We start from the raw sequence: 13,690 nt of genomic DNA, 5'->3' as shown, positions 1-13,690 counted from the left end.
TTTATCTTCGCCTATTGGGTGGGCATCTCGTCAACTGCTCTTGTCGCATAAGTTGTGCATTTTCTTGTAAGTACAAGAAGAATCAGGGCAAAATAGTGGGACGCGGAAATCGCGCACGCCGAGGTTTCACCCCATGTGTGGACGCTTCAAACGAAAATCCGACAAGCAAAAGGTCGCGAAGGTCTTCGAGGTTACGGCAGGGATGGAAGAGGTCGATTTTGCGCCCGGGGATGACCTGCGCCCGCAGTCCATGCAACCCATCATCTACACGAACGAGGCGGGAGAACGGCAGATTAAGATGATGCGTTGGGGCTTTAAGTTCCCCGACCGTCTGCTCTTCAATGCGCGCTCGGAAGGCATTGCCCAGGCCAACTTCTGGAAGGATGCGTTTCTCACGGGACGGGGCATAGCTCCCGGCGACGCCATCTTCGAGTGGAAGAAGATGCCAGAAGGCCAGAAGAAGCCGAAGTACGAGATCACCATTCCGGGGCAAGAACCGTTCGGCATGGCTGCGGTCTGGAAGCTCTGGAAGAATCCGAAAACGGGCGAGAGGGAGCATACCTTCGCCATTCTGACCGGCGACCCGAACGAGTTGGTAGCCTCGATTCACGACCGCATGACAACGTTTGTGCAACCGCCTGACTACGAAGAATACCTCGCGGGTTCCGAGCGGCTCCCCACTCACCTGCTTCGGATTATGCCGGCAGAGGAAATGAAGGTTACGCTGGTCGAGAACACTCCCATAACCAATACACAGGTTGGTCTTTTTGACAGCCAGTAGCCATCGCCCTTGCCTCTTTGCGGACCAAGAATTGTTCATTTTGATGCATGAGCTGCCTCGACCCACTCTTGGATTTGCCTCACGCATTCTGGCAGGCGATCACGAATCTCGTAAACCCAAAACCGCTTGACATCCCATCCCAATTCAATCATTCGGAGATTACGCAACTGGTCACGCAGGCAAAGCTCTCCCGTCCAACTCCGATGGTAACGCTCTCCATCGACTTCGATATTAAGGCGGCGTTCACCGACGACAACCGCGAAGTCAAGATCGTACTGTTCAACGGAAAACTGAGGAATCGGCCTTATTCCCGCGTCATAAAGGTGAGGGTAGAGCCACCGCTCCCAATCAGAAACCCGCTCGGGATGAGCCACCGGTGGATAGCTTCCGCTTCAGTCAGTCCTTCTGAAGGCATCTCGATATTCTGAACATATGTGGCGAAGTCCTTGAGGTAGTCAACTCCCGATGCGAGCGCAGCAGCGCGATCGCCGACAACATGCAGCAAACCACGAGCACGGGTGATTGCAACATTAAAGAGATTGCCATTACTGCGTAGGAAGCCCAGCGCACCGGGCGCCACTCCTTCGGAAACAACGGGCGAAAAAAACATTACGTCTCTCTCGTCGCCTTGGAAGCGGTGCACAGTTTCAACAAGCAATTCTCGTCGCAACCTAATTTCTTCAATTGCGGGTATCTGCGCAATCATCGTGTCGATGAGCTGCTTCTGCGCACGAAACGGCGTTACGACGCCGACCGACCCTTCGTAGTGCCGGGTGACCAGCAGATCAAAAAGCGCATCTACAAGCGCCCGCGCTTCTATCTCATTCTGAGCGCCGCCCTGATTCGGTCGAGTGGTTTGGCCCGCGACGTTCTGCCAAATCACACCGGCTTCTTGCCCCCGAGGCCGCTTCAGCCGATCATAGGGCGTTGCCACCCGAAGTTTACCTCCGTAGAACCTGCGGTTCGAAAACTCAATGATGTCCGCATGGCTTCGGTGGTGATCGCGAAGATTGATGATCTGAGACGAGTCGGCAAGTCCTGCAGCTAGATCGTAGAGAGAATTGACCGAGTACATCCACGCGGCGCGTGTCTCCACGAGGCCATACTTGCTTTGCAAATCGGCGTCTCTTGCGCGTGGCAATGCGCTGATGTGGCGTAGCTGCATCGGATCACCGATGATGACTGAACGCTTTGCCCGAAATAGCAACGGTAAAGCTGAGGCAATATCACATTGGCTCGCCTCGTCTATCACGACCAGATCGAAGTGTCCTGGCTCGAACGGCAATTTGCCTCGGGCCGAAAGCGAAGTTACCGCCCAGCAAGAAAACAGTTTGCTGACCTTTGACTGCAACACCTTTGCTCTGTTCCTAACGGTGGCGTTGATAGTATCTCCACCCGGTCCAGTTATCACTTGGAGCAATGCTGTATAGTCTGCCAAATCCTTCCGTTCCTCTGGCGTCAGACGACTCGGCGCAAGCTGCACCCAGTCAGACCAGAGGCGAGTAGAGTTCTCGGCGATCTCTTCGGTTAGCGCACGCCGCCTGTACGCAATGTCCTCGAACGAATTGCTACTCCTAAGCTCTTCTAGGGCGCTCTGATATATGGCAACCTGCTTTGCGCCATCGAGTTGAGCGGTCAAGGTTAGGCCCCAATTTCTCAACACTGCCACATCGGGCGTTGCCACAACTTCCAAAGGTGGAACTCCAATGTGAGCGAGAAGAGGAGTTAACTCCCTGACGGAATCTCTAACAGCAGCTACCCGATTAGCACGGCGAAGCATCAACGCCAATTTGCCAAGGAGACTCTGCTTTGATGGGTCTATGGAATCCAGCGTAGTTAAGAATTGGCGCAAAGCTGACTCGCCGGCCGACAGCAATTCACCGTCAAGTGAGTTGAATCGTTCCAATCCAAACACGGTGCGGAAAGGCTCTACATCGGTTTCCAGCCGATCAACCAGATTTCGGGCTCGTAGCGTTTGTTCTTGAATTCGGTCGAGATCCGCCAGTTTTTCCGCGAGCCGACTGTGGCACAAAAGCCCCTCGTCGTAGCTCACTCGATCATCCTGGGTGACATTGCCGGACAGCATGGCGACAAGATAATCCGCCAATTTCGCTTGGTAGTCACCGGAGCCAAGCCGTAGCAATACCGGGCGGTTTCCAAGACCATTGACCCGAGCCTCGACAACATCAACTGCTTTGTTGTTCTTGCTAGCAAAGAGAACCTTCATACCCCGCCAAGCAGCATTTACAAGAAGGTTGGTGACAACCTGAGATTTGCCCGTACCCGGAGGGCCAGTAACAACGGTATGGTTGGCAACGAGCGCTGACTGCACTGCAGCACGTTGCTCCGAATTCATTGGGAGCACTTCAATGAGAGGCTGGTCGTCTGCGGGGCTGACAATATCCAAACTGCGAGAAAGCCATCGTCCAAGGCTCGTATGACTGACGACAGCCTCGCCAGCATCCGACAGCTTTTTCAGCTCGGCTTCCAGCCCTTTTGTGAAAGGCGAGCGCTTTCCCGGCAAGATGACAGCTCGATTGTAGATACCTGCCTGATTGATGAGCGACAGAGGCGGCCCTTGCGAACAAGCTTCGGGATTGATGGCTTCGCGCCAATCCCAATCTGGTCGAATGTTGACGAGGCGTTCCATGACTTCATCGACTTCTGGGCGCTCATCGATGGCGACATTCAGTCCGAGTTCTTCATCGAGACGAGCTGCTTCTTCGACAACGGCAGATGCATCGCCCATGGCAAAGGTCTTCAGCAAAGAGAAATTTGGAGTAGGAAGCTCGTCGGCCACACGATAGGCGTCGCCTCGCTCCTCAGGAAACGTAATGGCCCACAGCATCACCGGCTCAACAAAAAAGCCCTGCCAGTTTGCGGTTCTGTGTTCACGCAAGCGAACTGGATAGCCCATCCACGCCACGAGATTTGCATTATCTGCCTGGACCTTGGCAAGTATGCGCCCTACCCCCGGAGCGTTCCACCAATCCCAATCGCCGCCGGGCATCGGAAGGGCCGGAAGTTCAGCATAGTCGGGATCTCCATATCGGGAGGCGGCAAAAGCGCTTACCCCTCCGTCAGAATCCGGCCCAACGCACTCAAGGTAATAGCGACAGAGACGTTGAACTTCTGTCGGCGGTGCCATAGGCCGAGCCAAGGCCATGGTCGGAATCGCAGTATCATTGCGCAACTGCCAACGGTATGCGGCATTTTGTATGACTTTGCCAGCTAGGTTGTACGTAAGGCAGCGATTGACCTCGCGACGATCCACGCCGAGAACTTGAGCAAGTTCGACTGCCTTCTGATTTGGCCGCTTTTGAAGGGCCGCGAGGACTCGTTCGGGCAGCGATGGCAACGCGGCGTCTACGGCATCATTTGGGCACACGAGCACGATTCTCCGTCGGTTCAGGACTCCCACAACAATAGCGTGTCCCGGTCATTTCAACAGCTTTTATCTTTTCATGAAGGTTCTTTGCTGTTTAGGCTGCCGAGAGACCTAATCGCTTGCAGGGAGGACCCATCCTCCCTGTCTGCGGGCGCGTTGCGTCCTCCGCCACCCTCCTCAGCGGGCCTGTTCGAGACTGTTACGAAACTCTATTCTGGGACCCAACTCACCGTTGGTGCAACTTCCGATTTGTCGACCATCCGCCCAGAATTCGGACATCAACGACAGCGTCCCTCTTTAATGAATGCATTGTCCTGTCTACGACAGTTCACATTTCATTCGTGGATCACGCGTCTATTGAAACGTACGAATCCCGCTTGTCTTTTTCAATCCGCGGAACGGACTCGGACGGTACCCGCGTGAGTACGAGAGAGGCGTAAAGCCTTCGAATTGCTGCCTGCGCGTAGAACAAATTCTTCCTGGGACGGCCTAGCGAAATGCAAACGCGCGCCTGGAGTGACGCCGTGAGCCTTTAGTTGCTTTAACAGAAGTGGGTCCTGATCTGAAACGCTGTCCACAAGAAACTTCCCATCTTGTTCAATGTCTGTCAACGGTCTAGATACTTGCTTTGGCATTCTGCCGTCCATCTCAGGAATGCAATGACCGTGGGGATCAAACTTTGGGTGACCGAGTTTTGTGGCAATACGCTCCTCGAAGCGCTCCGAGATGAAATGCTCCAGCCGCTCGGCCTCGTCATGGACTTCCTCGATGGGATAGTCCAATACTTCGTACAGAAATGCCTCCAGCAGCCGATGATGGCGCACGATCTCCAGCGCGCGCCGCCTACCGGCGAGGGACAGCCGAACTCCGCGATGCCGTTCGTATTCAACAAGAGGGGATGCGGATGCTGCCAGTTTTTGCAGCATGTTCGTGATCGACGCCGGAGCGACTCCAAGCCGCTCTGCCAACGCGCTGCTCGTCACGCGCTCCTCGTCTGGTCCGCCCAAAGTAAAGATGGCCTTCAGATAGTTGTCCACCGATTCCGTGTTCAAGTTGACGCGGCGTGTTGTCATGCTGTCCCCATTTCACCGATTTGACATCTCTTCTATTTTAGGTGAACCTAAATAAATTAGGTAAGCCTAAATTGCCTTGGCGGCGTTGCCTTTCTAAATCCCCGCTCCAGGCAGATCCAGCACGAGATAGCAGGGGACTGATATGCGCGCACTTCGAGTATGGAAATACAACTTCATCCTCCTGTTGGCATTAGCCATAGTTAACTCGGGCTTGCTGCAAGCGCAGAGCGGGACCAGTAGCGCCCTCTCCGGCGAAGTAACGGACGCGAACGGAGCTGCTGTGCCCAACGCAACGGTGACCGTCACGGATGTGAACACGAAAGCGACCCGCACCGGCGCAACGGACGCCGGTGGCCATTTTCTCTTTTCCCAGATCAACCCAAGCACCTATCAGGTCACCGTAGAGGCCAGGAGCTTCGCTTCATCGAAATCGGAACCTACCGCTGTCGGTGTTGGCCGAACGGTCGCGCTGAACTTCTCGCTTCGGATTCAATCAAATAGTCAGACCGTCGAAGTGACGACTCAGCAGGGCCTACTCAGCCTCGACAATCCAAATACCACCACGACTATCGACGCGAAAGTAATCAAGAACCTGCCCAACCCGGGACAGGATCTGACCTACCTAGCCCAGTTTGCACAGGGTGCGCTAATGAATACAGCAGGTTCATCGAACGATGCCAAGGCGGCTGGTGGCTATGGCAATGTCGAGTTCAACGGATTGCCCGCCACATCGAACGGATACATTCTCGATGGCTACGATACGAATGATCCCTGGCTCGGACTGAACATTGGGCTTTCGACCAATCTTGTCATTGGCCTCGATGCGGTCCAGGAAGCGACCGTGAGCACAAACTCCTTCTCCGTCGATCAGGGACGCTATGCCGTGGCCCAGGTCAACTACTTCACCAAGTCCGGCACGAACGCATTTCATGGGGATGTGTACGAGATATGGAACGGGTCGCGGTTCAATGCTGAAGACTACTTCCTTCACGCCAACGACACGGCAAACAACATCGCCAGAAAGCCCCGGTCCACGGTAAATGAGTTCGGCGTCAGTGTCGGCGGGCCGATTCGCAGGGACAAGCTCTTCTTCTTCGGACATTACGAAGGCATCCGCATCGCCTTGCCGATCGTCTCCCAGATCACTCTGCCAACTCCCGCCTATCAGCAGTATGTCCTGAGACAACTAGCCGTTGGTGGAACCGATCCTGTCACGGGGACTTCTTTTCCGGCGCAGCCAGCAGAGATTCCGTTCTATCAGAAGATCTTTTCACTGTTGCCGGCGCCGGGTGGGTCACCGGTGCCCATCGTTGGATGCCCCCTCGGGACGAATGGTGACGGCTGCGCCAGCCAGCGCCAGGCATCGCTCAACAACAGCGACGGCGAGAACCTTATCGTTGTAAAGATCGACCACACCATCAACGCGAAGGACAGCATCTGGTATCGCTTCCAGCAGGACACTGGACTTCAGGCGGCGTACACCGATCCGATCAACCCTATCTTCAACTCTTATTCTCCGCAACCACAGCGCACTCTCGTTGTCGGTTACACCCATCTGTTCAGCCCGACGTTAGTGAACCAGTTCAATCCTGGCGCAAGCTGGTATGCCAGCATCTTCGAGCCAAACAACTACTCCCGGGTCCAGCAGACCTTTCCCATCGTGCTCGCATCCGGGAGCAGTAGCGTACCTTTCACAACCATCGGCGGCAATAACAATACTTACCCGCAAGGCCGTAAGGTCACGCAGTGGCAGATCAATGACAACCTAACCTGGACTCATGGAAAGCACACATGGAAGTTCGGCATCAACACCCGCCGCCTCGACGTGAGCAACTATGACCTTGGCGAAGGCACGGTGCCGACTGTGACCTACAACGATCTTGCACAGTTCACCTATGGCGCTGCCTATACAGCCAGCGAGAGCTTCCCGGTTTCGCTGAAAGAGAGAGTTTCGTCGGGAAACCTCGAATACTACGCGATGGACACGTACAAACCTTCGCCGAAAGTAACGCTCACCGCTGGAATGCGCGTAACCTGGAACACCAACGTCACCAGCGCAAAGGATCTCTTCTCCAGAACAGCCGAGTCCTTTCTCGATGCTTCGCATGAAACCAATCGACCGCTCAATCAGGTTGTCCTCGGCAATGTTCACAACCTGTTTCCAGGAACACCGCTGTTTGTTTACCAGCCAAGGGTGTCCTTTGCCTATCAGCTTCTCTCCCATACTGCTGTCCATGGTGGGTTTGGAGTCTTCAATGACATCATTCCCATGCAAATTGCCGACCTTGCGGCGATGAACGCTCCCAACGATCCTACGTTTGTGGGTGGCATCGGCGGACAGGTCGGTGGAATCGCCATTGCGCCAGGTGTTCCAGGAAGCGCCATTGATGCCGCCGTAAATGCCAACAACTCTTTTCAGACAACCTTCCGCTCCGGCGGCGCTCCCTGTGTGGGCATTCAGCCGGGTGCTGCAACCTGTCCGCTAGCGGTGAGTCTCAACACCTTCCCCAGTGGAACGCTCAAGACCCCGTATTACTATCAGTACACCCTTGGCATCGAGCAGCAGATCAGGACACGCGGCAATCTGCGCGCCGATTTCGTTGGCACCCGCGGACTGCATGAGCCTTTCCAGGTGCAGCTCAACGGCTATCAAACGATCTGCGATGGATGCTTCGCGCCCTTTCCTTATCAGCAACCGCTCGACCAGCGCTTCGGCAATGTAAACGAGTTCCGCACGGATGCCAACAGCAGCTATGCAGGGTTGCAGACCGTCTATACCCAGCAGTGGGGCGGACTGACGCTACGCGGCAACTACACGCTCAGCCATTGTCTCGATGAGGTGTCGAATGGCGGTTTGCTTGCGTTCTCGACACAGGGCCTCTTGTCCCCTCTGCCTGGAGAACTGAGACGGCAGTATGCCAGTTGTGACTATGACGTGCGACACAATGTCTCGGCTTTTGGCCTTTACCAAGTACCGTTCCATTCCAGCCACGCTGTTCTGCGGCAGATCTTCGGTGGCTGGTCCTTCTCCGAGACTGTCTTCCTGCACTCCGGGTTGCCGTTCAGTGTACTCAGTCAGCCTTACATCGCCAATGGTAACGGCGTCTTCCAGGCAAATGGAGCGAGCACAGTCCAGTTCAACGCGCCTGCTTATGCCAACCGGGTGCCCGGCGTACCCGTATACAGCAAAGATGCGGTCACAGGCGTGACTGTGGCAGGCACGAAACAATGGCTCAACCCGAATGCGTTCGTCTCTGTAGTCGATCCCGCAACCGGAGCATGTACTGGAGGAGACTCGCCAGTGAACTGTCAGTTCGGCGACTCGGGACGCAACTCTGTTCGCGGGCCACACTACACAAGCTCGGACATCTACATCAGCAAAACGTTTCCGATTCGAGAGGGCATAACGTTCCGCCTGGACGCACAGATGTTCAATCCTTTCAATCATCCCAACTTCGCCCTGCCCAGCCAGGTCGAAGCCGGTGTGCCTGGCGGTTCAATCCCGGCACGGTTCGGAACCCTCCAAAGCACAATCTCGCCTCCTACGGGGCTATTGGGTGTTGGACTGGGAGGTGATAGCTCCCCGCGCATGATCGCGCTTCAGGGAAGGATCGAGTTCTAGAAGCGGAAGGAAGCAGTAGGGGCGGCGTTGGGTGAACGCTGCACCTCGCGAGCCGCACTTCATTGCTAATGCCCCGTAACGATTACCGAATACCAATCAGCAGACCGGCGCTCATGCCTATGGATTGCTGGTGACCTCCCGCAAAGCTGTAGTCGTAAGCAGGTTCGAGGAACCAGCCGAAGCGGTGTTTGCCCGTTGGCCAGAACATAAAGTCTCCCGCCACCTCCCCGGCGATGGAATTGGTCACGGTCCCCTTTTGACTGAGGTGAACCCACTGGGGACCCACGCCTAGCATGAACTCCGCTTTTCGCGAGATGGTCCACGGCTTCTTGAAGAGCAAGTCAGTGTCCCACTCCGTTGAGTTACGTGTATAGAAGGGCGACACCCCTGCCTCAAGCTCCAGCCAGTTCTCTATGGGTGTCACCTCCGCTGCAAGATTCGGTGCGAGCGTCGCCGCGCCTCCGCTGAGATTCCAGCTTGTCGCTGCGCCAAGCTCAAGGATGGCTATTGGGTCTTTGTCTTCGCCAGGTTCTTGCCGATGGCCGGTGGACGACTTAGAGGAAGTTTGCCCTTGAGCAGGCAGACACAAAAACAGAAATAGGCACGCTCCAGCGAGCGTGAACACGCGTATAGGCATATGAAGTCTCCAGAGTGAGTTGTATATGTGTCCGTGCCAAGGCGCGGAATGCTCAGGCTAAGTGGAGACGGCAATGCGGGGCGGTCGAAATATTGGCGACCGCGGCGCGATAACAGCTGAAGGCGGTTCAGTGCAAATAGCAGCGGTCACTTTATTTACCGAAGCCAGAACTGGACCTACCTTCGGAAGTCCGTGAAAGCCACAGCACCAGCAGATGCCATTACACGTGTCCGGCGTGACAGGCAGCTGATGGTTGGCAAGAGGCTGTTGCAGCGAAGAAGAGGTGACCAAGAGCGATCCATCACACAGATCACAGTGGGGCGAGTGAACTGCCAGACAAGCCAACACCGCACACAACAGCCACGCGATAACGTGGCTCCGCGTTGTGATGGAACGGTCCATGTTGCTAACGATAAATCTCCGCCGGCCAGATCACCAGCGGCTCCTTTCAAAATGGGCTTTATACGAAATCCATTGTATTGGGAACCGCTCTCTGAGGTGTTGGTTGAACGAGGCCAGGTACGGCGATCGTGCGGATCGGGCTGCCATCAAATCTCATTCTGAAGCAAGTGACGGACGCAGCCGTCCACGAATTCGCACCTAGTCAAGCCGCATGGGTTCCTTCATCAGAGCACGGACGTAGAAGAACGCTATCAGCAACAGAAGAATCCACGACAGAACAATGAGGATTGTGCTCACCCAACCTGAACGGACAAAGTTCCGCATCGCGCCCGTCCTCAGACCTGTACCGGAGCCTGCTCGTGGCTGGCAGTCTCGCTCTTTTCACTAGGCGGCAGCAGTCGCGTCGAATTCAGAATGAACGTCAACTCGGATGCGACGTGGATAAACGCTGCAAGCAGCGGATTCAGCAATCCAACTGCAGCCAGACCGATGCCGATGGTGTCCACGATAAGAGTGCCGTAGAAATTCTGGAAGATAATTCGGCGGCAGTTCCGGGCGATGCGGACGGTTTCGACGAACTTCATCAGGTCATTGCCAATCAGCACTACGTCGGCGCTTTCACGGGCGACATCGGTCCCTGCTCCCATGGCGACACCGACAGTCGCTTCACTGAGCGCTGGAGCGTCGTTGATGCCGTCTCCGAGCATCGCAACTGTGCGTCCCTTGCTCACCTGCTGGGCGATAAAGGCGGTCTTCTGTTCCGGGAGGAGTTCGGAGTGGGCTTGAATGATGCCAAGCCGATCGGCGACGGCCTCCGCGACCGTCTTCGCATCTCCGGTCAACAAGACAACTTTAATGCCCATGTCTGTGAGCGCCTTTACCGCGGGTGCCGAGCTGTCGCGCAACTGATCCGTAACCAGAATAGCGCCAAGATAACGGCCTCCTTGCGCGACCAGAACCTCAGTCCCCGGAGTGGCAGCCGTTCGTTGAGGCAAGTCGATCCCGAGCTCCGTAAGCAGAGTCCGGTTGCCGACTACAGTCTGTTCTCCACGGATCAAGGACAGGACGCCACGGCCAATCCGATACTCAAAATAATCTGGATGCGAGAACGAAATATCCCGACGTTCTGCAGCGCGAACAATGGCTCGGCCCAGAGGATGCTCTGAGCCGCTCTCAGCACTAGCGGCTGTTTTGAGAATCGCTTGCTCTGAGATGCCCGGTGCGGCGTTGATTTCGGTGACCAGAGGCATCCCATAAGTCAGGGTGCCTGTCTTGTCGAGGAAGACGGTATCCAGATGCCCCAACGCTTCCAGATAAATCCCACCCTTGATAATGGAGCCCTGTCGCGCGGCGCGACCAATCGCACCGAGGATGGCAAGCGGGGTTCCTGCAGCGATACCACAGGCTCCAGCCACGATTACGACGGAGATCGTCGCCCGGATGTTGTGCGTGATGAGAAAGGTGAGCACCGCAGCGCCCAGCGCGAAGTAGACTAGATAGCCGGCAAGCCGGTCCGCTGTCTTCTGGATGGGTGCGCGTGAATGCTCCGCCCTTTCGACCGCTTCAATGATCTTGCCGAAAGTCGTTTCCTTACCCAGGTGTTCGGCGAGAACCTGAAGCGTGCCGGTCTGGTTAATGGTGCCAGCATAGACAGCGCCGCCAGCTATCTTTTCGCTGGGCATCGGTTCACCTGTAATGGCCGCTTCCTCCACAAAGGAGTGACCGCTGACGACCTGACCATCTACGGGAATCCTGCTGCCGGGACGAATAAGAACAATCTCTCCAGGGAGGATCGTATCCGTGGCCACTTCAAGAGTCTGACCCTCCCGGAGCACGCTGGCGGTCTGCGGAAGAAAATTCAGCATGTCCTTGATGGCACGCCGTCCGCGGCCTACAGTCAGTCCTTCGAGGATTTCGGCTGCCAGCACGAACGCGGTGATGACCAGCGCGGTAAAGAACTCTCCGATAGCCAATGCGGAGGCGAGCGCGATGGTCATCGAGAGTTCCATCGTCATGCGGCGTTCGACGACATTCTCGAATGCCTCCTTGAAGATCGGATAACCGCCGATCAGGGTGGCCGCCAGTCCTATTACGCTGACGCGATGAAACGGCTCCCACAGGTGGAACCAAACCGCTGCTGCCGCGAGCGCTACGAAGACGACACGGAGAACCTCCACGATTTCAAAGCCGTGTTCGTGGTCATGATCGTGTTCCGCAGCTGATTCGCCGCAGGATGCGCATGCGGAATGGGGATGAGCCTCGCCGGTGAGGCCGTGACTGTCGTGCCGTTCGCTCGTCACACTCATAGAACCTCCAGATTTCTAGTTGAGATATCTCTTGACGACCGCCATTAACTCATCCGCCGCTTCAAGCTGTGATGGACTCGTGTTCTGGCTCGGGTCGAGCACATGGAAGCGCAAGTGGCCCTCAATCAACTCCGCCATCAATCCGTTGAGCGCACCACGGCAGGAAGCGACCAGTTGCAAAATCTCTTCGCATTCCCCTTCGCCCTCTAGGGCGCGTTCAATCGCCTCGGATTGTCCCTTGATCCTGCGGATGCGCGACAACAACTTCTTCTTGTCCTTCGTCGTATGCGACATTTCATGATTCCTCGATAATAATATAGTCCCCTATAGTATATTTTGAATATGCCTTTGGACGAACAACGTTCCCATTGGGACCTCAAATACGAACAAGGCCTCCCCTCTCTTGAGAAACCAGACCCTTTCTATCTGTCCTCGTTCGATCAGTTTGTCGCGGATTCATTTCCAAATGGCGGCACTGCCCTCGACCTGGCCGGCGGGAATGGCAGACATGCGCTCTGGCTGGGAAAGAGAAACTGGCAGGTCACGGTCGTGGACATCTCCGAGGTCGCGATCCAAAAACTCGATCAGAAAGCACGTCAACTCGATTTGGCGTTGGACTTGTTTGCGCTCGACGCCAAGGAATATCCGTTCAAACCCGCCTATTTCGACCTGATCGTGATGTTTTACCATTTTGATCGGGACATTTGTCCGAAGGTGCTATCGACGCTGAAGGCCGGCGGCATTTTGATTTGCAAGAGCAGCGTCAGTTGGAATTCCTATGAAGGAGTCGCGCCAGCCAGCGTCAGGCCACTGGCGAGGAATGAAATCCTGTCGATGCTCCCAGGACTGCGGGTGATGCGCCATCAAGAACGGCCTGTACGCGACCGTGGTGTGGTGGAGTATGTCGGGAAGAAACCTGGGTTTAGAGAAATCACCACACCGAATAGGATAGGTATATGACTGAATCCCGACTCCCACAGGACCCCGCGACGAACAATCGCAGCCGGACGCTCGCGTTTCCAGTGGACCAAATCGGCGTCTGGACATCGACGCTCTGCGTGGTCCACTGCCTGCTAACTCCGGTGGTGCTCTCTCTTTCCGCCGTCTCAGCTCATTTCCTCCCGTCGGAAGAGAAAACGCATCGCACGCTGGCAGTCGCCATTGCCGCGCTTGGGGCCATTGCATTGGTGAAGGGTTACCGTAGGCATCGCTCTTGGCGCGTGCTGGCGCTCATGGCTGTTGGCTTGGCCTTCATCTTCGGTGGTGCCTTCTGGGGAGATCATCTGGCGTCACATGGGGTTGAGGTTCTCGTTACTTTGATTGGCAGCGGGTTTATGATCGCCGCCCACAGAACCAATCACACATTCTGTCGCGATTGCAGTTGCAGCCACTCGGACTAAGCGGTGCTGTAACCACCGTTTCTGCTGAAAGGCACTACATAAATGTGCAAGTTTGGATTGATGTTGACTAGGGGTGGATTG

General features: G+C 55.7%; 10 protein-coding genes. 4 read left to right on the top strand and 6 right to left on the bottom strand.

What is annotated here, in order from left to right; translation table 11 throughout:
• Positions 1-133: 133 nt before the first annotated feature.
• Complete coding sequence (locus HDF09_RS06420) at positions 134-781, top strand: SOS response-associated peptidase (protein ID WP_183763580.1); 648 nt, start codon at positions 134-136, stop codon at positions 779-781.
• Positions 782-816: 35 nt separating this feature from the next.
• Here HDF09_RS06420 and HDF09_RS21275 read toward each other — a convergent pair whose 3' ends face one another.
• The 3 genes from HDF09_RS21275 to HDF09_RS06405 all read right to left on the bottom strand — a co-directional run bounded on the left by HDF09_RS21275 (position 817) and on the right by HDF09_RS06405 (position 5,242).
• Complete coding sequence (locus HDF09_RS21275; protein WP_183763577.1) at positions 817-1,155, bottom strand: endonuclease domain-containing protein; 339 nt, start codon at positions 1,153-1,155, stop codon at positions 817-819.
• Complete coding sequence (locus HDF09_RS06410) at positions 1,086-4,169, bottom strand: DEAD/DEAH box helicase (protein WP_183763574.1); 3,084 nt, start codon at positions 4,167-4,169, stop codon at positions 1,086-1,088. Before HDF09_RS06410 ends, HDF09_RS21275 begins: the two co-directional genes overlap by 70 nt.
• Before the next feature lie 386 nt (positions 4,170-4,555).
• The gene (locus tag HDF09_RS06405) at positions 4,556-5,242 is read right to left on the bottom strand and encodes a metal-dependent transcriptional regulator (RefSeq protein WP_183763570.1); all 687 of its coding nucleotides are present in this window, start codon (positions 5,240-5,242) and stop codon (positions 4,556-4,558) included.
• A 142-nt stretch (positions 5,243-5,384) separates the two neighbouring features.
• On the opposite strand from HDF09_RS06405, the gene HDF09_RS06400 reads away from it, so the two are divergent.
• Entirely contained in the window at positions 5,385-8,864 is a 3,480-nt protein-coding gene (locus tag HDF09_RS06400) for a TonB-dependent receptor (protein WP_183763567.1), read from the top strand.
• Between the two features lie 82 nt (positions 8,865-8,946).
• On the opposite strand, the gene HDF09_RS06395 is transcribed toward HDF09_RS06400, so the two are convergent.
• The 3 genes from HDF09_RS06395 to HDF09_RS06385 all read right to left on the bottom strand — a co-directional run bounded on the left by HDF09_RS06395 (position 8,947) and on the right by HDF09_RS06385 (position 12,503).
• Positions 8,947-9,501 carry a hypothetical protein gene (locus HDF09_RS06395; RefSeq protein ID WP_183763563.1) on the bottom strand — a complete coding sequence of 185 codons (555 nt, stop codon included), beginning with the start codon at positions 9,499-9,501 and terminating at the stop codon, positions 8,947-8,949.
• A 737-nt stretch (positions 9,502-10,238) separates the two neighbouring features.
• Positions 10,239-12,209, bottom strand: a complete 1,971-nt coding sequence (locus HDF09_RS06390; protein ID WP_183763560.1) for a heavy metal translocating P-type ATPase — start codon at positions 12,207-12,209, stop codon at positions 10,239-10,241.
• Positions 12,210-12,224: 15 nt separating this feature from the next.
• Entirely contained in the window at positions 12,225-12,503 is a 279-nt protein-coding gene (locus tag HDF09_RS06385; RefSeq protein ID WP_183763557.1) for a metal/formaldehyde-sensitive transcriptional repressor, read from the bottom strand.
• A gap of 48 nt (positions 12,504-12,551) precedes the next feature.
• Here HDF09_RS06385 and HDF09_RS06380 point away from each other — a divergent pair, with 48 nt between their 5' ends.
• Positions 12,552-13,169, top strand: a complete 618-nt coding sequence (locus tag HDF09_RS06380) for a class I SAM-dependent methyltransferase (protein WP_183763554.1) — start codon at positions 12,552-12,554, stop codon at positions 13,167-13,169.
• On the top strand, positions 13,166-13,609 hold the full coding sequence (locus HDF09_RS06375; RefSeq protein WP_183763551.1) for a MerC domain-containing protein: 444 nt from the start codon (positions 13,166-13,168) through the stop codon (positions 13,607-13,609). Before HDF09_RS06380 ends, HDF09_RS06375 begins: the two co-directional genes overlap by 4 nt.
• Positions 13,610-13,690 lie beyond the last annotated feature (81 nt).

This window comes from Edaphobacter lichenicola, from assembly GCF_014201315.1.
GTDB classification, from domain to species: Bacteria; Acidobacteriota; Terriglobia; order Terriglobales; family Acidobacteriaceae; genus Edaphobacter; species Edaphobacter lichenicola_B.
The sequence above is the reverse complement of the archived record's forward strand: the minus strand, read 5'-3'. Positions and strand labels throughout refer to the sequence as shown.

What these genes read in the sequence shown, in the direction of transcription:
- HDF09_RS06420 (WP_183763580.1), top strand. Translation starts at nt 134, where the DNA reads ATGTGTGGACGCTTCAAACGAAAATCCGACAAGCAAAAGGTCGCGAAG.
- HDF09_RS06405 (WP_183763570.1), bottom strand. Translation starts at nt 5,242, where the DNA reads ATGACAACACGCCGCGTCAACTTGAACACGGAATCGGTGGACAACTAT.
- HDF09_RS06400 (WP_183763567.1), top strand. Translation starts at nt 5,385, where the DNA reads ATGCGCGCACTTCGAGTATGGAAATACAACTTCATCCTCCTGTTGGCA.
- HDF09_RS06395 (WP_183763563.1), bottom strand. Translation starts at nt 9,501, where the DNA reads ATGCCTATACGCGTGTTCACGCTCGCTGGAGCGTGCCTATTTCTGTTT.
- HDF09_RS06390 (WP_183763560.1), bottom strand. Translation starts at nt 12,209, where the DNA reads ATGAGTGTGACGAGCGAACGGCACGACAGTCACGGCCTCACCGGCGAG.
- HDF09_RS06385 (WP_183763557.1), bottom strand. Translation starts at nt 12,503, where the DNA reads ATGTCGCATACGACGAAGGACAAGAAGAAGTTGTTGTCGCGCATCCGC.
- HDF09_RS06380 (WP_183763554.1), top strand. Translation starts at nt 12,552, where the DNA reads ATGCCTTTGGACGAACAACGTTCCCATTGGGACCTCAAATACGAACAA.
- HDF09_RS06375 (WP_183763551.1), top strand. Translation starts at nt 13,166, where the DNA reads ATGACTGAATCCCGACTCCCACAGGACCCCGCGACGAACAATCGCAGC.